13 protein-coding genes are annotated in these 20,582 nt (G+C 47.0%); all 13 read right to left on the bottom strand.

The genetic code is table 11. The features are described 5' to 3' along the window. Nucleotides 1-5: 5 nt before the first annotated feature. Nucleotides 6-989 carry an acyltransferase family protein gene (locus LKD70_RS06745; RefSeq protein WP_227707273.1) on the bottom strand — a complete coding sequence of 328 codons (984 nt, stop codon included), beginning with the start codon at nucleotides 987-989 and terminating at the stop codon, nucleotides 6-8. A 1-nt stretch (nucleotide 990) separates the two neighbouring features. Next, nucleotides 991-2,499, bottom strand: coding sequence for an O-antigen ligase family protein (locus LKD70_RS06740; RefSeq protein WP_227707272.1), 1,509 nt, complete (start codon nucleotides 2,497-2,499; stop codon nucleotides 991-993). Between the two features lie 16 nt (nucleotides 2,500-2,515). Beyond that, nucleotides 2,516-3,226 carry a WecB/TagA/CpsF family glycosyltransferase gene (locus tag LKD70_RS06735; protein ID WP_227707271.1) on the bottom strand — a complete coding sequence of 237 codons (711 nt, stop codon included), beginning with the start codon at nucleotides 3,224-3,226 and terminating at the stop codon, nucleotides 2,516-2,518. Nucleotides 3,227-3,282: 56 nt separating this feature from the next. Continuing rightward, the gene (locus LKD70_RS06730) at nucleotides 3,283-4,662 is read right to left on the bottom strand and encodes a sugar transferase (RefSeq protein WP_227707270.1); all 1,380 of its coding nucleotides are present in this window, start codon (nucleotides 4,660-4,662) and stop codon (nucleotides 3,283-3,285) included. A gap of 104 nt (nucleotides 4,663-4,766) precedes the next feature. Beyond that, on the bottom strand, nucleotides 4,767-5,933 hold the full coding sequence (locus tag LKD70_RS06725; protein WP_227707269.1) for a CDP-glycerol glycerophosphotransferase family protein: 1,167 nt from the start codon (nucleotides 5,931-5,933) through the stop codon (nucleotides 4,767-4,769). A gap of 21 nt (nucleotides 5,934-5,954) precedes the next feature. Next, nucleotides 5,955-7,475: an oligosaccharide flippase family protein gene (locus tag LKD70_RS06720; protein WP_227707268.1), complete on the bottom strand. Its 1,521-nt coding sequence runs from the start codon at nucleotides 7,473-7,475 to the stop codon at nucleotides 5,955-5,957. A gap of 57 nt (nucleotides 7,476-7,532) precedes the next feature. Further along, the gene (wecB, locus tag LKD70_RS06715) at nucleotides 7,533-8,639 is read right to left on the bottom strand and encodes a non-hydrolyzing UDP-N-acetylglucosamine 2-epimerase (RefSeq protein ID WP_227707267.1); all 1,107 of its coding nucleotides are present in this window, start codon (nucleotides 8,637-8,639) and stop codon (nucleotides 7,533-7,535) included. After that, nucleotides 8,636-9,802 carry a glycosyltransferase gene (locus tag LKD70_RS06710; protein ID WP_227707266.1) on the bottom strand — a complete coding sequence of 389 codons (1,167 nt, stop codon included), beginning with the start codon at nucleotides 9,800-9,802 and terminating at the stop codon, nucleotides 8,636-8,638. Before LKD70_RS06710 ends, wecB begins: the two co-directional genes overlap by 4 nt. Continuing rightward, the gene (locus tag LKD70_RS06705; protein WP_227707265.1) at nucleotides 9,799-10,986 is read right to left on the bottom strand and encodes a glycosyltransferase; all 1,188 of its coding nucleotides are present in this window, start codon (nucleotides 10,984-10,986) and stop codon (nucleotides 9,799-9,801) included. The genes LKD70_RS06710 and LKD70_RS06705 overlap by 4 nt, the downstream gene beginning before the upstream one ends. Nucleotides 10,987-10,997: 11 nt before the next feature. Continuing rightward, entirely contained in the window at nucleotides 10,998-11,705 is a 708-nt protein-coding gene (locus tag LKD70_RS06700) for a glycosyltransferase family 32 protein (protein WP_227707264.1), read from the bottom strand. A 74-nt stretch (nucleotides 11,706-11,779) separates the two neighbouring features. Then, entirely contained in the window at nucleotides 11,780-13,645 is a 1,866-nt protein-coding gene (locus LKD70_RS06695) for an LTA synthase family protein (protein ID WP_227707263.1), read from the bottom strand. 208 nt (nucleotides 13,646-13,853) lie between these two features. After that, complete coding sequence (locus tag LKD70_RS06690; RefSeq protein WP_227707262.1) at nucleotides 13,854-16,469, bottom strand: MBL fold metallo-hydrolase; 2,616 nt, start codon at nucleotides 16,467-16,469, stop codon at nucleotides 13,854-13,856. A gap of 93 nt (nucleotides 16,470-16,562) precedes the next feature. Then, nucleotides 16,563-20,552, bottom strand: coding sequence for an N-acetylmuramoyl-L-alanine amidase (locus LKD70_RS06685; RefSeq protein WP_227707261.1), 3,990 nt, complete (start codon nucleotides 20,550-20,552; stop codon nucleotides 16,563-16,565). Nucleotides 20,553-20,582 lie beyond the last annotated feature (30 nt).

The following is a 20,582-nucleotide window of genomic DNA, read 5'->3' as shown; positions in this document are numbered from 1 at the left end:
CTGTATCAGACTGCTTTTTTCTTAATCACAAGCCGCTCTGTCACCCATCGCAGCACAGCGGCAGACAGGAGAACAGCTGCCGCGATCAGCAGCAGATTCAGGAAAAGAAACGGTGTGACATGAAGAAGCGAAAATGTATTTAATATAAAAATCTGATGTACCAGATATATATAGTAGGAGTATTTATCCGAGTATTCAAGTATTTTCGTATATCCGGGCTTTTTGCGGGTAAACAGCAGGAGAAGCCCGAAAAACAGTGCAATTCCCAGCAGTGTATGATGCCAGTCTGTAATCTGTGTGCGGATGTACTGCCAGCCCGGCATCGGAATCTCGATCCCTCCATACTGTACAAGCAGACGGATCGGCAGCGTCACCACAGCAATCGCCGCCACGATTGCTGTAAGTTTCTTCAGATCGGCTCCTCCGTTTGCCGCTTCCCGTCTGGAGAAATAATATCCCACAATATAACAGCTCAGATACTGGGGCATCAGCATCACGATTCTTGAAAGATACAGGCACTCCGCAATCCCGACAAACACAATCAGCGACAGTACAAATTTCCACGTTTTCTTCTCTGAAGCAATGTCAATCATCTGAAGCAACGGTGTCAGAAGATAGCAGAAAAGAATGTACGTGATAAACCATGTATGCGTCAGTTCAGGCAGTGTCCCGAATCCTGCAAGTCCAAGATAGCTCAGTCCCAGTGAAATAACAGACAGATCGGAAAACTGACCGATCAGAATAACCGCAGCAAGCACTGTCAGCAGAATCCATACCGGTTTCATGATTTTCAGGTACTGTCTTTTGTACCATGCGACCGTATTCTCCACCTGCTTTTTCCCATACAGATATCCGGACATGCACAAAAAGATCTGAACCCCTACATTCAGCCAGAAGGCCAGTTCATTATCCAGTCCCTGCATGAGATGGCAGCATACAATCATAAGAGTCGCAATTCCTCTGATCGCACTGATTCCAGAATTTTTCATCTCAATCCTCTACCTCTTTTCTGAAATTGATCCTGAGCAACATTCCAAGTACCATTCCCATAATAATTGTAATGCCGAGATTATCCATCACATTTCCGCTGTAATACGCAAGAAACAGAGACAGACCGACTCCCAGCACAAGGGAGCAGTTCTCTATATTCCCCCGCTTTTTAAACTTCACAAGCATAAGAATCATCGTAATCAGAAGGATTCCGACATATGGTCCAAGAAAAATTACCACTCCGACAATTCCCAGGGAATAATACTGATACAGGAAATCCCTCTCCAGATTATAAATATTGGATGTTCTTGTATACCCCATACCGAAAAGGTCGTCCATCGGATCGTCATTGATCTCTTTTACTCTCTCAAGCATCCTCTGTTCCACAATCCGGTTCTGCATTCTCTGGGACGGTCCAAGATCCTTGAGCAGCTGATCCCAGAATTCAAGGTCATATTTATACGGATATGATCGGAGCATGAAATCCTGACTAATTGAGAAATACATATAATTTTCATCATAATATTTCTCCAGATCATCCGCTTCCTCCAGCGCCCTATTCTCCTCTTCTTCGTCGTAATCCTCGTCCAGCTCTTTCTGATACTCCGCATCATAATTTGATCTTGAAATTGCCGGTGTGTACGGATAAACAATCACAGCTGCAAGGATCAGCACAAGGAACGGAATTGCCTGACTCTTCAGAAATTTCTGATCCTTTTTCATCAGAGTACATACAAGATATACTGCAAACATAACCACAAGCTCTATAATCACGCTGAATGTTGTAGCCTTTGTCCCGAACATATAGAGCGCGAGAGCCTGGATAACTGCAAGAAAGAAGTATCTTTTTTTCCTGTCCCTGATAAAAAGATAAAGTATATATGGGAAAAGCAGCACCAGCACGACTGAAAAAATACTGGTATAAAAGAACCCTTTCGAGGCAAGGTCATTAAACGTAAACACTCCCTTATTAACAAACCAGTCAATCAGGTTCCCAAGAATCGTCCTGTTTGAATAGGAGCCTATGGACGTCTTCGTAAGATTCGTGATCACTACAAGCCCCGAAGAGAAAAGTGAAATACCTATTACAAGTCCATCGAATACTTTCCTGCTCATCGAAGAATTATATACAAAATAAATCATTGCAATCGGAACAAGCATGCGGACAAGATAAAACATCTCTGAAATCATGTTGTAATTGAAATTTCCCGGCACAAGGGACTGAAAATCAATACAGAAAATGTGATGCAGAACAGCATAGACAGCCACAACTGCCAGATACAGCACCAGCCATAGATATTTTCTGTTGAATCTGATTACGAAAAAAGACAAAATACCGGCTACCCCGATCAGGCCAAACCTGATGAGTGTCGGTATTGTAAATCCCCCCACTTCACCGACCGTTCCGTCATTAAACCACACCAGTTCAAGAATCGGCTGAATCGCAACCAGAACGGCAAGCAGCGTCACATATATTTTTTCAATCCTCGCTTTGTTGTCCTTCACCATATCAACTCCTATATTTCTACTTCATCTTCCTGATCTTAAGAATAAACATAATATTGCTTCTGAAAAATCTGCCAAGGCGTTTCGGCTCCGTCGTTATTCTGTACAGCCATTCCAGATTCAGCTTTATGAAAATCTCCGGCGCCCTCTTCTTCGTTCCGCTCAGTACGTCGAAACTTCCTCCGACCCCTACAAAAATTCCTTTTTCAAACTGCCTTAAATGTCTGTAAATCAGAAGCTCCTGCTGCGGGATTCCAAGCGCGACAAGCACAACATCCGGCCTGAGTTCTGCGATCCGATCAAACACGACATCCTTATCCTTCACATATCCGTTTTCATAACCGAGGATTCCAAGATTCGGGTATTTTGCAGCAAGCTTGCCCGCAAGCGCGGATACCACTTCCTCTTTTGCACCGAGCAGGAAGACAGTCTTTCCCTGCCGTACTGCTTCTTTCAGAAGGAACTGAGAGATCTCCACACCGGTAACGCGTTCTGCCACGTCGTATCCCAGCATATGCGCAGCCTTCACCGTACCGATACCGTCGGGCACGATACATGTTTCCTCATCCATCAGAAGCCGGTCGAACTCACTGTTCTCCTGTCCGGTCATCAGCGTCTCAGGGTTCGCGGTCACCACAAAAAGGCGCTTCTCTTCCTCGAGATGTTTTGACAGGACTTTCTGAAACTCTTCCTGTCCGCCCCCGAATATCTTTTCAAAATATTTTTTCATATGCCTGCTCTCTTTCACAGAGAAAACAGCAGACAAAAGCCTGCTATTTCCATTTATTATTTTTCTTCTTTTTCCTGAGCTTTCTGCCCTTCCTTTTCCTCAAACCCTTCCGTACTTTCCTTCATAAACATGATCTTCACTGTCATAAGAATCAGTCTGAGATCCATCAGTACAGAATAGTTCTGGATGTACATCAGGTCAAGTTTCAGCTTGTCATACGGAGTTGTATTATACTTCCCATAAATCTGAGCATATCCGGTCAGCCCGCCCTTTACTTTGAGACGGTAGTCAAACTCGGCAATCTCTTCCGTATATTTTTTTACATGCTCAACCCTCTCCGGTCTGGGTCCTACCATACTCATATTTCCATTCAGTATGTCGATCATCTGCGGAAGCTCGTCCAGCCTTGTCTTGCGGATGAAACGTCCCACCGGAGTGATACGCGGATCATTATCAGTAGCCGGAATCGATTTTCCTTCCTTCTCAGCGTCAACAATCATACTGCGGAACTTATGAATGCGAAATACCTTCCCGTTGATTGTGCACCTTTCCTGACGGAACATAACCGGGCCGCCGTCATAAAGCTTAATCGCAGCAGCCACAATCAGCATAATCGGTGATGTTATGACCAGAATAATCGAAGACATCACGATATCCATAATCCTTTTCACGAGTTTCTGCTCAAATGTCAGCCCGTAATTCCTGAACAGAAGGATCGGCGTGTCAAACAAATGAATGTTCTCCGCACCTTTCACAAGAATATCAGAAATTTTTGAAGTCGAATACACGCGAATAGACTCCGAATAACAGTATTTCAGTATCTTGTTTCTCAGCTCGGAATGAAGATCATAAATCAGCACTGCGTCATACTTTTTGGCAAGATATTCAAACTTCTCCTGAGAGAGCGTCCATACCTTTCTTACCTCTCCGATCTCATATCTGTCGTTTCTGACCTTCATCTTTTTCAGCATGGCCTGCGGTTCATACTCATCATAGAGGATCAGAAGCTTCCGCGGCGGAAACAGCCTTGCGAACACCTTGTTTATAATCAGAGTCCAGAATACAATAATAAGGAAATCCGCACAGGTGAGGTACAGGAACGGCACCACAGCTTCCAGTTCCGCAGACAGCAGCGAAATCTGCAGATACATCAGCACGTTCGCACAAACGACGGCTATAATCTGTGACAGAATTACACTGGAAGATTTCAGATAACCGAACTTCAGCCCACCATATATATAGAAGAAAACAAACAGCAGGATCACATAGATGGCCATCACAACCCAATGGCCCTTATAATAAAATGGAAATACAATTCTCAGGTTATAGTATCTTGTCCAAATGAAGAAAAAAGCCAGAGAAACACTTGCAATCACAAGAAGTGCTGCTATGATTCTCAGTATTCTTTTATACTGCTCCAATTGGTTTGGTTTCATTCTGCATCCTTATCCTTTGCTAATAATTATTCCGGTGTATTATATAATATTTTCCAAAGTCAGTCAACCCGCCCCTGTTTATCCACCGGATGTTCACAGTTAATTCACTGTTTTTTCGCATATTCCGGAAGGCAGTCGTTTCCCGGTCTGTCAAAAAAACCTTCACTCAGGAGTCGGCAGAACCGTTCGCACACATGACCGTCATTCAGTCTGTTGTAATGGTCATAATATGCCTCATAACGGTCGTGATACTCCTCCATAATCCCGTCGATATTCTCAACCGCACGGATCAGTTCCTCCTCCGTCCGGACAATGAGGCCGGAAAGCCGTTCCAGATAATTGAAATAAAAATCTCTTTCCTTTGTATACTCTTCCAGGTCGTACATATAATACAGGATCGGCCGTTTCAGCAGGGAGTATTCAATGCTGACACTGGAATAATCTGTAACCATGATGTCCGAAGCCATATAGAGTTCAAAAATATCCGGGTATCCGTTTCCGTCAATCACAGAGCTGTCATACTCCGAGATATCCATACGGCTTTTCACTTCCGGATGAAGCCTTAAAATCACTCTTACGCCGTCCAGCGCGCAGAGTTTTTTCACCTTCAGCTCGATTTTTGTCCGGTTAAAATCCTCTTCCCGGAATGTGGGGGCATACAGAACTGCAGTCTCCCCCTCCCGGATGCCGAGCTCTTCCCGGATTCTTTTGTATTCTCCGGGATCCATGTTGACCAGTCTGTCGCTTCTCGGACTTCCCAGAAGCAGCCGGGGGATTTTCAGGTTGACTGCTGTTTTTATGTAATCCCGGCTGTCCGGATCTGTCGCGATATAGTAATCCCATTCCCGGGCATGCCACATCGTCTCACCCGTATTCTCAATTCCCGGTGTGTCAAATCCTTCCTTTTTCGTTGCTCCGGGCCCGTGCCAGAGCTGGATATAGATCTGCCCTTCTCTCTTTCTGACTATATTATCCACACTGTGCGTGCGTATCCAGTATTTGCTCGTCATCAGATGATAGTAATAGCCGAAGGTCTTTTTCCAGACAATTTCTCCCGGATCAATCTCCGACACGTCACTGCCCTTTCTGACTGCCCATTTTAAAATATACTGATCTTTATAGTTTTTCCTGAGGTAGTCATATACCGCTTTGGTGTTGTCCTTCACCTCGCCGATTCCCGTCTCAAAGAAAATTTTGTTTTTCCGGATCGGAAACAGGGCGAACACAACTTCCAGAATATGCCCTAAAACGCTTTTAATAAGCCCCCTCATTTTGTCAAGTCCTTTCTAAAGTTATTCCCTGCCTTTTCTCAGAATTCCCCGAACCATGTCCAGGCTCTGTGCAACCAGTCTTCTGAAGCTTCTGAACATTGCAAAAAACAGAACAAAAAGAACAGCTAGCACCCCGAGCGAATAGATACATGATCCGACAAACCACGCCACATATCCTGTATCCGGTATAGGCGGAAGGAAGAGATTGCTTAAAACAACAATCGCAGCCGCCCACGCCAGTACGCAGAGATATTTCACGATATCAAGCCACGGCCCTTTGTCAAACACTTCCCGGTACAGATATTTCGGGAAATACCAGAAGTTTGTCAGCATGGTGGATATAACGGTTGCCACCAGCACGCCGCTGATGCCGAAGCGTATGACAAGTGCAAGCGAAAGCACCGTATTCAGCGCAGCCTCTGCAATCGATACAATCTGAAGCTCCTTGTACAGGGCAAAAATATCTTTCAGCATATACTGAGGTCTCCGCACCACATTATGATAAAGAGTAAACAAAATGCAGGCAAGTGATACTGAATCAAACAGCTTTCCGTCTCCTACCCATACCACAATGAAGGAATTGATGGAGTACCCGAGCGCAGCCGTCAGAAAGCATCCGACGAAATAAAACATGGTGCTGATCATCTCATATGTGTAGAAGGTATGTTCGTCCCTCTCCGTATTCAGAAGATTTCCCATACTCGACGTGATCGATGTGGCCACCTGATACAGCAGGTCACTTAGGTATTTTGTAATGTATTTATAGTTTGAATATATGATGACTGCCAGCGGGTTCACGAACGCGGAGATCAGAACCATATCCACATTCTCGTAAATAACGGACACAACTTTATAGAGCAGAACATGCTGCATGCCCCTGATTTTGATTCCCTTCGTATCCTTCACCGGCTTCAGCCACGGATATTCCCTGTAAATGATCCTGTTCATGTGAAGATTCATTACGATTCTCAGTATGATTGTCATAACAAGAACCGCCTCGTATGACATACCGAACATGATCATCAGCGTACCAATCACGGCCTCCACTATTTTATAAATATTCATCTGAACATTTATCTTGTACAGTTTCTGATCCGCCTGCAGCACAAATCTCGGCGAGAACATAAAATATTCTACCAGACTTGAGATCAGGAACAGGATAAAGATCTCCTGCATATAGCGAAGCGACAGATCATTATCGTTCGCCAGCGCGGGAAGGAAAAAGGATACTGCAATGCCGGCAGCCATAATAATAAAGCAGACTGTCCGCAGCATCTTCTTGGAAAGAGTAAAGTAGATCCTTATCTTTTCCTTGTCCATGTTCACAAAGAATTTATAGTATTCTTTCTGAACCAGAGCGCCGATCCCGGCTTCTGCCAGAGACAGATAGGCAAAAATCTGAAAGAAGAGCTGATTCAGCGCGTAAACATCCTCATCCAGAGTATTCTGCCATACATTGACTTTCCAGAATCCGAGAATAATCAAAATGATAAACGGTACTGTACTGGTAATAAAATTCTTCAGTGAATTTGTTTTTCGCATTATAATTCCGCCTTTTCTGTAACAGGGCCCTGCCCCGAAATCCCCCCTTTTCTCTGTTTACCTGTCTGAAAATTTCTCAATAATCGCGTCGGCGATTCTTTCGCTGGCATGTCCGTCCCCGTATGGATTGGAGGCGTGGCTCATGCTCTCATAGACCTCTTTGTCTGTGAGAAGCTCTTTTGTCATCTCATAAATCACCTGCTCATCCGTTCCCGCAAGCTTAAGCGTTCCGGCATCGATCCCTTCCGGTCTCTCTGTTGTATCGCGCAGGACAAGAACCGGTTTGCCAAGCGACGGCGCCTCTTCCTGGATTCCTCCGCTGTCTGTGAGGATCAGATACGACCGGTTCTGGAAATTATGGAAATCCACCACTTCCAGAGGCTCAATCAGCCGAACCCGTTCACACCCGTCCAGCACTTCGGACGCCACACTTCTGACTCTCGGATTCATATGGATCGGATAGACCACCTTGATATCCTCAAATTCATCCACGATTCTCCGGATTGCACGGAAGATGTGATACATCGGTTCTCCGAGATTCTCTCTCCGGTGTGCGGTAAGGAGAATCATTCTGTCATCTCCGACCCAGTCCAGCACCTCATGATGATACTCTTCGGAAACCGTATGCTTCATGGCATCAATCGCCGTATTTCCCGTAATGTAGATTGTCTCTTTCTTTTTCCCTTCGCTGATCAGATTCGCAGCACTCTTCTCGGTGGGCGCAAAATGCATATCCGCAATCACGCCGACCATCTGACGGTTCATCTCCTCCGGATACGGTGAATATTTATTGTACGTGCGGAGCCCTGCCTCCACATGCCCTACTGCCGTCTGTGTGTAGTAGGCTGCAAGCGCTCCCGCAAATGTAGTGGAAGTATCTCCGTGGACAAGAACAATATCCGGCTCTACCTCCCGGATCACTTCCTCGAGCCCGCACAGAGCGCGTGTCGTAATATCCGCCAGTGTCTGCCCCTGTTTCATGATATTCAGATCATAATCCGGTACAATATCGAAAGTTTCCAGAACCTGGTCAAGCATCTGTCTGTGCTGTGCGGTCACGCAGACAATCGTCTCAATCTCTTTTCTCGACTGAAGCTCTTTTACAAGCGGAGCCATCTTGATCGCCTCAGGCCTGGTTCCAAAAATCGTCATTACTTTAATCATTTTCTGTTCTCCCTTTTGCTCTCGATTTCATCCATCAGTGAGAGCCAAGCTCTTTTTGTGTTATCATAACTGAACTCTTCCGCTGTCGCAATCGCGTTTCCGCTCAGCCGCAGAAGCTCTTCCCTGTCTGAGAGCAGACTAAGAATCTTCTCTTTCATCTTTTCCTCGTCACGGCCGTCGATCAGCCACCCGTTGCGTCCGTCCTGAATAATTTCGTGTGCTCCCTGGGCGCTGCTGTATGCAACACAGGGGATGCCGCATGACATTGCTTCCAGAAGTACGATGCCGAAGGATTCCGTATAGGATGTCATTACATATAGACTCATCTCTTTCATCAGTCCGTATATATATTCTTTTTCCCTGAACCCGTGCAGAACGACACTGCCGCTTAAGCCCTTTTCCTCGATCATCCTGCTCATTCTGTCCCGCTCATCGCCGTCTCCGACAATATGGAGTGTTACATTCTGATTTTCCCGGTGAATCCTTTCGAAAAGACGGATCAGATCCTCCACACCCTTTTCGTGTGAAAGCCGTCCCACTGAAATCAGATTTTTCCCATCCAGCGCAGGTACTGCCCTGTCCGGATTTTTATCAATACAGAATCGGATATATCGCGTTTCGACTCCCTGTTTTTCCATTGACTCCCTATAAAAATCACATAATTCTCCGGAAATCGGAATAAAATAATCAAATCCTCTGCATGACTGTATAACCGAGCGGATATATTTCTGATTATTATTATGATGATTATGCTCACCTGTAATCCGTACGATGCCTGGTCTGGCGTATCTCGCAATCAGCCGGTTATGGAAGACACGTGTAGATATGACAACATCGCTGTCACACTGTTTCAGATCCGCCGCGTTTCTGCTCCGTCTCAGCCAGAGAATTCTGACTGATTTTATGCCTTCCCTTAAACCCGCAGCAATATTTCTGTCTTTTACTGCTCTTCGCAGCTCTTCCTTATTTTTATTCGGATTCACACCGGTGAGAAGATAGCGAATCTTTACTTCCGGCCTTACATCGAATGCCGGTTCTTCCTGTATGCGGTAAGTTGAAACAATCTCCACATCATGCTGCTCTGACAGCATATTCGCGAGAGTAATGACATACTTCTCTACCCCGCCGAACCCCAGATGCAGAGCATAGATTGATATTTTCATGTCCGAATCTCCACTTCAATATGACCGATACAGAAGAACCTGGCAAAGTCCTTCACTTTTTTTCTGTCCGCTTCGCTCTGTACCGTTATCTTTCCGAAGCCTTTCTTCATCTCTTCCATAAATGACAGATAGAATGGTTCCAGCGTGCCATCAAGAAGACGCCTGTTAAACATTCTGACGTCTTTTCCATAGTAAATCTTCAGATCCGGGTCCAGACCGGGAAGCACAAGTTCTCTTTCAGACTCTTCCCTGTAAAATCCGAGAAGACTGGAAAGGAACAAATTCCCCTCGCCTCCGTCCGGATAGCGCTTTTCTACAATGAAAGAAAGCACCTCATATCTGTTCTGCGCCGGCCGCTTCTCATAGCGTACCCGGAACCGTTTTCCCGGCATCAGTTTGTTCATTACACGGAACAGAAAATACTGGGAGCTGTATCTCGGTATCGTGTAGTGATTCAGCAGCTCAGAAGCCGTACGCAGCTCACCGTTGATCACATTCAGTTTTCCCAGTTCATTATTGATATAGTTTCCCGCGTGAACCCGGTATTTCAGCACCGGAAACGGTACGCTCAGATAATTCAGCATGCGGACATCGTTGTCTCTTAAATCAATCCACAGCGGCATATTCCATGTCAGATAATTATCCTTCACGGAATCTCTGTATACAGAAGCTCTGTGAAAAGCAAAATCCGAATAAATATTTCTCCCAAGCCAGAGCAGCATCAGTGCAGGATCTTCCTCACAGCAGTGATACTCTCTCACTCTCTGATGTCCGACCACTCTGGACGCCTCATTCATAATCATAAGATCGCCGAACAGTCCTGCCGCTTCGGGATTTTCTTCCATGATCTTCACACAGTCTGAGAAAAAACTGTCAGACGGAAGCTGATCGTCCGAATGAAGGACAAAAATATAATCCCCCGAAGCACATTCCAGCCCATGCAGAAGCGCGTTAAGCTGATCAGCATTTTCCTGGCTGACTAATTTTGCTTTATCTTCTATGTTATATTTTTCGAACAACTGAGGAATACGCTCCGAAGTATTATCCGTAGACCCGTCGTTGACCACAATCCATTCCCAGCTTGTATATGTCTGCCGTGTCAGCGACAGCAGAGTCTCCTCAATACTGTCGGCATCATTGTAGGTCGGTGTCAGAACGCTGACCTTTTTTTTCAATTCTCCCATTATACTGTCCCTTATTTATTCTTTGTAATATATTTCCTGAATAAGCCTGCTCTTCTTTTTGTCGTAGCGCGAAGCTTCAGGAATGTGTTTACCTTACGGGCAAGCGGTTTTTCCCCCTCCATCCACGTTCCGGTAAAGACATGGATCGATACGGAATTTGCAGAAGGGTTGCACAGAATATCCTCTGTGTACACTTCAATTCCCTCCCGGAGTGTCTGGCGCTTATTTCCAAGTTCACACCCATAGTCCTGAATCAAGATATCGGAAACACTCTTTGTATTTACAGTTTTCATTTGATCTGACGTGTCAAACTCAAACGCCCTTCCGTCGTAATAATCGATCATATCCTTTACGAAAGGATGCCCTTTCTCCGCACCGAATACTGCTGTAAACGGATAATCCGGAGTTTCATATCCGACAAACGCCCTGTCATTTAAAAATTTCTCAAAATTATCCAGAATCAGGACATCCGTGTCCAGATAAATCCCGCCTTCATTATAGATCGCCCATGCCCTGATATAATCGCTGACATAGGCCCATTTCTTTGCAGCATAAGCAGTCCTCGTATAGGGATGCGCATCTATATCAAAATTCGTTTCGTTCCACTCTTTTATCTCATAATCTCCCAGATGCCGTTTCCACGTCGCCATGCATCTTTTTATGTCGGCTGGTTTTTCCTTGCCGCCGACCCAGATGTAATGGATCTTTTTAGGTATCATCGATATGTCCTCTCTTAGCTATACTTGACAGAAAATTCCGAACATGAAGATTATACACCTTAACAGCGCTCATATCAACCGGTTTCTGTGACCGCTTTGCGCTTCATGTAATAACACATCTGCTCCACTTCCAGCAGAGTTCCGTCGTCCTCCACATTTTCCCTGAGCTCGTATTCCCCGCCTTTTCCCACATAAACTGTATTGATTACGTCATATTTCTCCTTCACATCACTTAAGTAGTTCAGATACTTCGGACCGTCCAGATCCACATAATCAAACAGTTCGTTCATCAGGAACATGGGTGACACCGTATCCCCCTGTCCCACAAAATCTCTGCCAAGAGCAGCCTTTGCCGCATCATTGGCATAAATCACATACGGAGTCTGATAATAGTTTTCTCCCCCTTCCGGAGTGCTCATGTCAAAATTAAAATCCAACATATAGTATACACTGTTGCTGTCACCCAGCCAGGGGTTGTGATCTCCAAAAAGGATCAGTACGACCGGCTCATCCGACTGTGAAAAATATTCATACAGATGGGCGATTGCATCATCCGTCTTGTCAATCCAGTACAGATAGTTATTGATGATATTGTACTCTTCTTCCGTGTAGCCGTCCTGCCACGCCACAAACTCTGTGTCGCTCTGGGCCTCCGTTGAATAAGGTCCGTGATTCTGGTAGGTAACGCTGAAGTTAAAATACTTCTGCCCGGCTCCTGTCGCTTCCTCAAATCCTTCAATAATATAATCAAAAAAGTCATAGTCGTCAAGGAAAGAATCATACAGCTCATGCTCTGTCATATCCTGCGTAAAGTCACTGTAGGCATTTCCATAGTGATCGAAATTCTGGAATCCCAGGAACTCATTGATATTCTGCCTGTCATAGAACCAGCCATAGCACGGGTGCATGGCCTCGGTATAATATCCCTGACTGTTAAAATAACGAACATAGGATTCCGTGTCTGTCGTTCTGAGCTCAGGATCACAGTAGCCTGTGAGAAAGGCTCTCTCCGTTGTCACCGTTCCTCCGGCAAATATATTCGTATACAGGTTTCCATAGTAGGACTGACTCTGAAGAGCATGAAAATTTTCATATGGATCTTCCTTAAATTCAATTGTGTCAAACACGCTGAAGTCATTGTACGCTTCCAGCATAATGCTGATAATGTTTACCTTCTTCTCCTCCGGTATATCCACATCTTCATACTCGTCAAGTTTTGCCTCCAGTTCATCCTCGTCATATCCTTCCGGCGGAAGGTCAATCGCCTCAGGTATACTCTGTATAAAAGAATACACAACTCCTCTTGACATATACTGGTTGGCTGTCTTCCACTGATTTCCGAACTGCCAGTGCCATGTATTGTCATAGAGATCACCATACTCAAAATAGACAAATCTGCACAGAAGAACCATGACAAGAACAGTAATCACCCCTCCGGCGCCCCGGACAAGTTTCTTATTCAGCCGGATTTTCAGAAAAACCGCGCAAAGCACAGTGAGCGCGGCAATAATCGCAATACACAGCGCCATCGCCTTGTCCACATACAACTCGTATCTGCCTGTCATTTCTGTAGCTTCCTTCGCAAGCAGAATATCGGAGAACACAAAAGGATCATCACGGAAATCCAATTTGAACCGGTTTACCGTAGCGATAACTCCAAACAGGATTCCTGCCAGAAGGAAACTGATCCACACCCTGTTTATAACAAAAAAGAGAAGGAGCATGATACAGAGAATTGGAACTGAATTCAATATGATAAGTGTGATATCCTCCAGCAGCGGCCTGATCAGCGCCGGATCACTTGGGACTACGGTCATCACAAGCATATACATTCCCAGAATCAGACTCAGTATGCTGATCGCCAGAACCGCGCATAAAAGCTGCCCTGTCAAACCTTTTATCCAGGTGCGTATCATTTTCTTTTCTCTTTTTTCATCCAATATAGCTTTTCCTCTTTTCTTTTTTAATTTCCAGAATATATTTACTATTCTCCATTCTTAATATTTTATAACACTCTATTCCATCTTTCAACTAAATTTTACATTTCATTTACAGATTCTTTACATATATATGTACAGAAAGGGCAGTTTGCCAATACAAACCGCCCCTGCATAAACCTATCTGAAATTTTCCTGTGAAACAGTGAAATCAGGCTATCCATACTCCCGAGCCGTTAACATAGTAGACGCCGTCCACCCATTCCGAAGCAGCCATTGCCCCGTTTGACTTCAGGTAGTACCAGTATCCTCCGATATTCTGCCAGCCTGTCGCCATCGCTCCGCTTCCGCTTAAGTAATACCACGCGCCGCCGATATACTGCCAGCCTGTCACCATCGCTCCGCTGCCGCTTAAGTAATACCACGCACCGCCAATGTACTGCCAGCCTGTTGTCATCGCTCCGCTGCCGCTCAAATAGTACCACGCGCCGTTTATATACTGCCAGCCCGTCGCCATTGCTCCGCTGCCGCTTAAGTAATACCACGCGCCGCCGATATACTGCCAGCCTGTCACCATCGCTCCGCTGCCGCTCAAATAATACCATGCGTCACCGATGAGCTGCCAGCCTGTCGTCATCTCTCCGTCTGCATTTAAGTAATACCATCTGCCGCCGATATACTGCCAGCCCGTCTGCACCATTCCGCTTCCGTCGAAATAATACCAGATGCCGTCGATGAGCTGCCAGCCTGTTGCCATTGCTCCGCTGCCGTCCAGATAATACCGGACCCCTCCGATATTTTGCCAGCCCGTCAACATCTCTCCGCTCTCATTCAGGTAATACCATCTGCTGCCAATATACTGCCAGCCCGTCTGCATCGCTCCGCTTCCGTTGAAATAGTACCAGATGCCGCCGATGCTCTGCCACCCCGTCTGCATCGCTCCACTTCCGTTGAAATAGTACCATTTGCCGTCCACATTCTGCCAGCCTGTACTCATAACGCCATCCGTTCCCAGATAGTACCATTTCCCGTTTATAAACTGCCAATCAGTCAGTGCCTTGCCATCTTTGTCAAAATAGGACCAGATAGATCCGAACTGCTGCCAGCCCGTACCTGATGCTTCGAGAAGTTCCCCGGTTTCTTCATCAAAAAGAAAGGTTTTGCCGTCAATTTTATGCTCGCCTTTTACGATTCGTCCGTCTTCCTCAAAATAGTACAGCGCTCCGTCAATAAAATGCCAGCCCGTTACCGTCCTTCCGTTTTTGTCGAGATAATACCTGTCATCCTCCAGTTCAAGCCAGCCCGTCTGCATTGCCCCGTTCTCATCAAAGTAATAAACTCCATCGTCCAGCTCAAGCCAGCCTGTCGCTCTTTCAAACTCTTCTGTAATGTACACTCTGTTCCCGTCCTGCTCAAGCCAGCCCGTCTGTATCACTCCGTCAGAGCCGCTGTAGTACCACTTTCCGTCACGGGTATTCCATTCATCGACAGAAGCATATGGACTGTTGTCAAAATAATAATTCTGTCCGCTGTATTCCACAACTCCGTCCGCAGTGTATTTACGGCCATCCAGGAAAAGTGTATAAGCCGAATCAGCCGTACCCGCCATAACAAGCGGCGACTCACTGACATTGGAGCTGAAATCCCCCATATCAAAAACGAGCGCCCCTACCTGTCCGTAATACCAGCCTGTAGCATAGATACCGACATCGGTTCCTGCTGAACCGGCGCTGATTTTATTGATCTGCTCCGATACAAAACTGATATTGGCTCCGGTGACAACGACAATTTCCGGAGAAAGAGCTGCTACAAATTCATAAGAATTTGAGCTGTAAAACCCATGATGATTCGCCTTCATCAAATCGATACTTCCGATCTCAGATGCAATCACTGCTTCTCTGTCAGCCGAAAGATCCCCTCCGAAAAATGCGGTATTTCCATTATAAGTCGCTTTCACGCACAGACTCATCTGGTTGGCATCCCAGACCGTCCCCAGTTCCTCAATAACATTGTAGTTAAAGATCTCCAGTTCCATACTGCCAAGCGTAAGATGTGTGCTGCCCTGTTTCGCAGATCTCTTTGCCTCTTCGAGCTCCGACTCTTCTTCCGGAGGAACAGTGCGCGCCCGTCCCTGCTTTGCACTGATACTGGGCCCGCTGTAAACTCTTCCCTCATCTCGCAGGTCCACGCCTTCCTGCGGACTGTAGGGAGCGGCCGGCAGCCGGTTCATTCCATCTCCGCTGCTCAGTTCCTCCTGGGGCGGCTCCATTTCTTCATAGCTGTCCGCCGGAAGATCCGGATCAAACTGCTGGATCAGCACAGCCCCTGTCTCATATGCGGCGAGCACAGCATTGTCATATATATACTGGTTATCCCAAATTCCCGATTCATTTTCGATAAGCGAATCATCATATCTTGCCAGATACACTCGGTCAGGGCTGAATTCCCGGATAATCTCGTCCGCAGAGCCAATATGATCACTGTGTGCATGTGTTCCGATATAAAAATCAAAGTTGTCTTCATTAACGCCCAGCTCTCTGAGATATTCTATCACCTGTTCTTCCGAACCGCCGCTGATCACAGTTCCCGGACGCAGCGGATAACGCGGATCCGTTCCATCCGGATAATCTGTATCTTCGCCCGAATCGATCATTCCAAAATGTCCGTCGCTCTCCAGAAGTATCGCCTCCGTATCTCCGTCAAGCGCGATAATGTGTATTCTTGTGCCGGTTCCGGCACTTTCCTCTGCATTTACAGTTTCTCCCTGATAAAGCCCTGATCCGATAAGTCCGGCCGCCAGTATACATGCAATTATTCTTTTCTTCACAAAAGCCCTCCCTGATAACGGAAAGAGCGCAAAATACATCTCCTGTAATTTTGCACTCCCTCCTCCATATTTTCTGTTTTTCTGCTTCCGGCGTTACATCGCCTTTAAATCACTGATCATACTGAGGATATGCAGTCCGTATCTCTCTGCCGTAGCCCATCCATATCCATTCGGATTTTCTTTCTGACCAAGCCACTCTACATATTTCGCAGTTCCCCTCGTGACAAGATGAAATCTCGGATCCACACATGCATTGTTTAAAGGATCCGTGGAAGCATATGCTTTCAGATGCTGCATCTGAGCACGAACTCCCATTCTTACTCCCTCTGTTCCATAAGAAGAGAAGTCTGCTCCCTGTGCGCCTCCGTCTACTGCTCCTATTCCTGCAAAATTGAACTGTTCTATTTTTACAGCTCCTCCGAACTGGAGCCACCCCGTTTCAAGCATGGACTGCGCAAACGCAACTTCAACAGCGATTCCTTCCGCTGCCGCCTCTTCATAGAAAATACGGCAGAAAGTCTCAATATCCGCTGCCCCGCCTTTCACGAGGGCTTCCGCAGGATAATCATATCCGCTGCTCTCAAAATACCTGACCATCTGATCTACAGTGACTGAAGAATCGTTCTGGATCAGATATGTCCCCTCTACATACGAGCGGATCAGCTCTCCTGTTGATGCAAACTGGTACGTCACACCGTCAATCGTCTGTGTACCAGTCAGCATGTACGCGCTGGAATTAAAGTAGTATGTATTTCCGTTTATCGTATGCCAGCCGGTATAGGCTGCTCCGTCTGATCCCAGATAAAACCAGGAGCCGCCCTGGTACAGCCATCCGCCTGTATACATTGCTCCGTTTGCTTCAAAGTAGTACCAGGAGCCGTCATAGAGCAGCCAGCTCCCCGCATACATCGCTCCGCTTGCGTCAAAGTAATATCTGACATTCCCGATTGTCTGCCAGCCTGTTACCATCACGCCGTCGCTGCCCATGTAGTACCATGTCCCGCCGACAAACTGCCAGCCTGTCACCATATTGCCGTTGGCGTCATAGTAATACCATTTTCCGTTTTCGTAGTTCCAGCCCGCAGGATGCGAAGTACCTATAAGAGCACCTGAAGAATCAAACTGATACGTCACACCGTCAATCGTCTGTGTTCCGGTCAGCATGTACGCACTGGAATTGAAGTAGTATGTCTTCCCGCTAATCGTATGCCAGCCGGTATAAGCCGCTCCGTCTGATCCCAGGTAGAACCAGGAGCCGCCCTGGTCCAGCCAGCTTCCTGCATACATTGCTCCGCTTCCGTTAAAGTAATACCAGGAGCCGTCATAGAGCAGCCAGCTTCCCGCATACATCGCTCCACTTCCGTTAAAGTAATATCTGACATCATTAATCGTCTGCCAGCCTGTCACCATCACGCCATCGCTGTCCATATAGTACCATGTCCCGCCGACGAGCTGCCAGCCTGTCACCATATTGCCGTTGGCGTCATAGTAATACCACTTTCCGTTTTCATAGCTCCAGCCCGAAGGATGCGAAGTACCTATAAGAGCACCTGAAGAATCAAACTGATACGTCACACCGTCAATCGTCTGTGTTCCGGTCAGCATGTACGCACTGGAATTGAAGTAATATGTTTTACCGCTAATCGTATGCCAGCCGGTATAAGCTGCTCCGTCCGATCCCAGGTAGAACCAGGAGCCGCCCTGGTACAGCCAGCTTCCCGCATACATTGCTCCGTTTCCGTCAAAGTAATACCAGGAACCGTCATAGAGCAGCCAACTTCCCGCATACATTGCCCCGCTTGCATTAAAGTAATATCTGACGTCCTTAATTGTCTGCCAACCTGTCACCATCACACCATCGCTGTCCATGTAGTACCATGTCCCGCCGATAAGCTGCCAGCCTGTCACCATATTGCCTTCGGAATCATAATAGTACCATTTCCCTCCTACCAGATTCCATCCGGGACGTCTGCTCTCGAGGAGTTCTCCGGTAACCGAATCAAACTGGTATGTCACCCCGTCAATGATCTGTGTGCCTTTGAGCATATACCCGCTCTCATTGAAATAGTAGGTCTTCCCGTCAATCGTCTGCCAGCCCGTAGCCATCGCTCCGTCTGTGCCAAGATAATATCTGATATCTCCCAGGGTCAGCCATCCGGTATGTTTTACCCCCTGACTGTCCAGATAATACCATCTGCCAGATACAGACACCCAGCCGGTATGTTTGCCCTGACCACTGAAATAGTAAGTCTTTCCGTCAAGTTCTACCCAGCCGGTCACCATCGCACCGCTGCCGTTGAAGTAGTACTCTTTCCCTTCAATCGTCTGGAGTCCGGTCACCATGACGCCATTCTCACGGGTATAGTACCATTTACCATTAGCCATGAACCAGCCTTTCTCCATCACGCCGTCACTGCCGAAATAATACCAGTCCCCTTCGTGAAGCAACCAGCCTGTGTGCATGGCTCCGTCATCATCGAAATAATATTTTTCTCCATTCACATCGACCCAGCCGGTCTTCATAATACCGTTTGCGTCAAAATAGTACCACGCCGTTCCAACGTACAGCCACTGGTTCGTCACATAGCTGCCGTTCATGTAAAACTTCCAGCCCTGTCCTTCAACGTACTGCCAGCTTCCTTTTACAAGCCCCAGATAGTTTGCGATTCCTGTCGCATCCGCGACTCCGAGCTTCTGAAGTCCGGATTCTGTCGTAAGGAAGCTGTTCACATCACCGCTGTTCGTAATGAACGCATGTTCCACAATAATTCCAGGAATATCATTCTCCTTATTGTAAATCATAACCGAGAAATAATCCGAAAGGGATCCGTCCGGATATGTCTCGCCGATTGTCGTATCCTTGCTGTAAATTCCTCTGTTTGAAAGACCAAGAGCTGTCAGCTCATCGAGGATCTCCTGAGCAAGTGCATGGCCTTCCGCACCGACTTCGTACTTCCAGTTGTAATTCGGGACGATAATCTCCGCACCGTTCGCTGCCGACGAAGTGGACGCGTTCAGGTGAAAGCTCACATAGATCGACGCGCCTGCCGCAGCGGCAGCCTCCGCTCTCTGCGCGATACACTCTCCCGCGCTTGTACAGTTGTACGGACACTCAAGCCCCGTACGCGTCATGTACACACTCACTCCCGCATACTGCTCCAGCTCCTGTTTGCAGTAATTTGCAATTTTCAGTGTCAGGACCTCTTCCTTCAGTCCATTTGACTGAGCTCCCGCATCGTTTGCGTCATGTCCGGGATCAAGCGCCACCACAATATTCTTTCCTGCTCTGCTCTCCGCACCGCTGTCCGCGCTGTATGTACTGATTCCGGCTGCCGTGCCCGCGGCCGCAACGGAAAGCGCATCCTCAATGCTGTCCTGCGCCTGAGTCACGCCATTTTCATCGATCGTGACAACATTGGCCTCTACCGCCGGACTCTCACTCTCCTGCTCCGCATCAACAGGCATGAGTTCTTCGATTCCCTCATATGCTTCGTTTACGCCGAACTCCGCTTCCACTCCAAGGCCGCTTAAGTTCAGCGTCTGAGTTGTTTCCGCGCCATACAGGTTCAGGCTGACTGCACGGTATGTATCCGTATAAACCTCGCCTGTAAACGCCTTTTCAAAAAGATAGAGACTTCCGGACTGTGCCGACAGCTCCCATTCTTCCGTATTTCCCGCAGCATCCGCAACTGTGAGCGTGATCCGGTCAGCTCCCGCTATCTCACTGTCGAACGCAAAGGCGATTCTCTGTGTTCCCGGTGTCTCCAGATAGGGGCTTTCAATATATACATAATTGATCTCCCCGGTTTCAGGTGTCCCCGCTTCCGCAGCCGCGGTGTCCGCACTCTCACTCTCGGCCTGCGAAGAGGCATCCGCCTCAGACGATACATCTGCATCAGTCTGTATCTCACCCAAGCTTTCCTCCGCACTTCCCGCTTCCTGATCTGCCGCCTCCTCCTGGGCGGCCTGTGCCTCTCCGGCAGCGTCCGCAGCTTCTGTTTCCGCCGCATAGACCGGCATACTGCCGAAAACCATTCCTGCAAGCAGAACACCTGCAAGCAGTTTTCTGAATCTGTTCTTCATTTACCCTTTACTCCTTTTAATTTTTTCACG

Origin of the sequence: Ruminococcus turbiniformis (assembly GCF_020687545.1) — a bacterium.
In the GTDB taxonomy this organism is placed as follows: Bacteria; Bacillota; Clostridia; order Lachnospirales; family Lachnospiraceae; genus Mediterraneibacter; species Mediterraneibacter turbiniformis.
The sequence above is the reverse complement of the archived record's forward strand: the minus strand, read 5'-3'. Positions and strand labels throughout refer to the sequence as shown.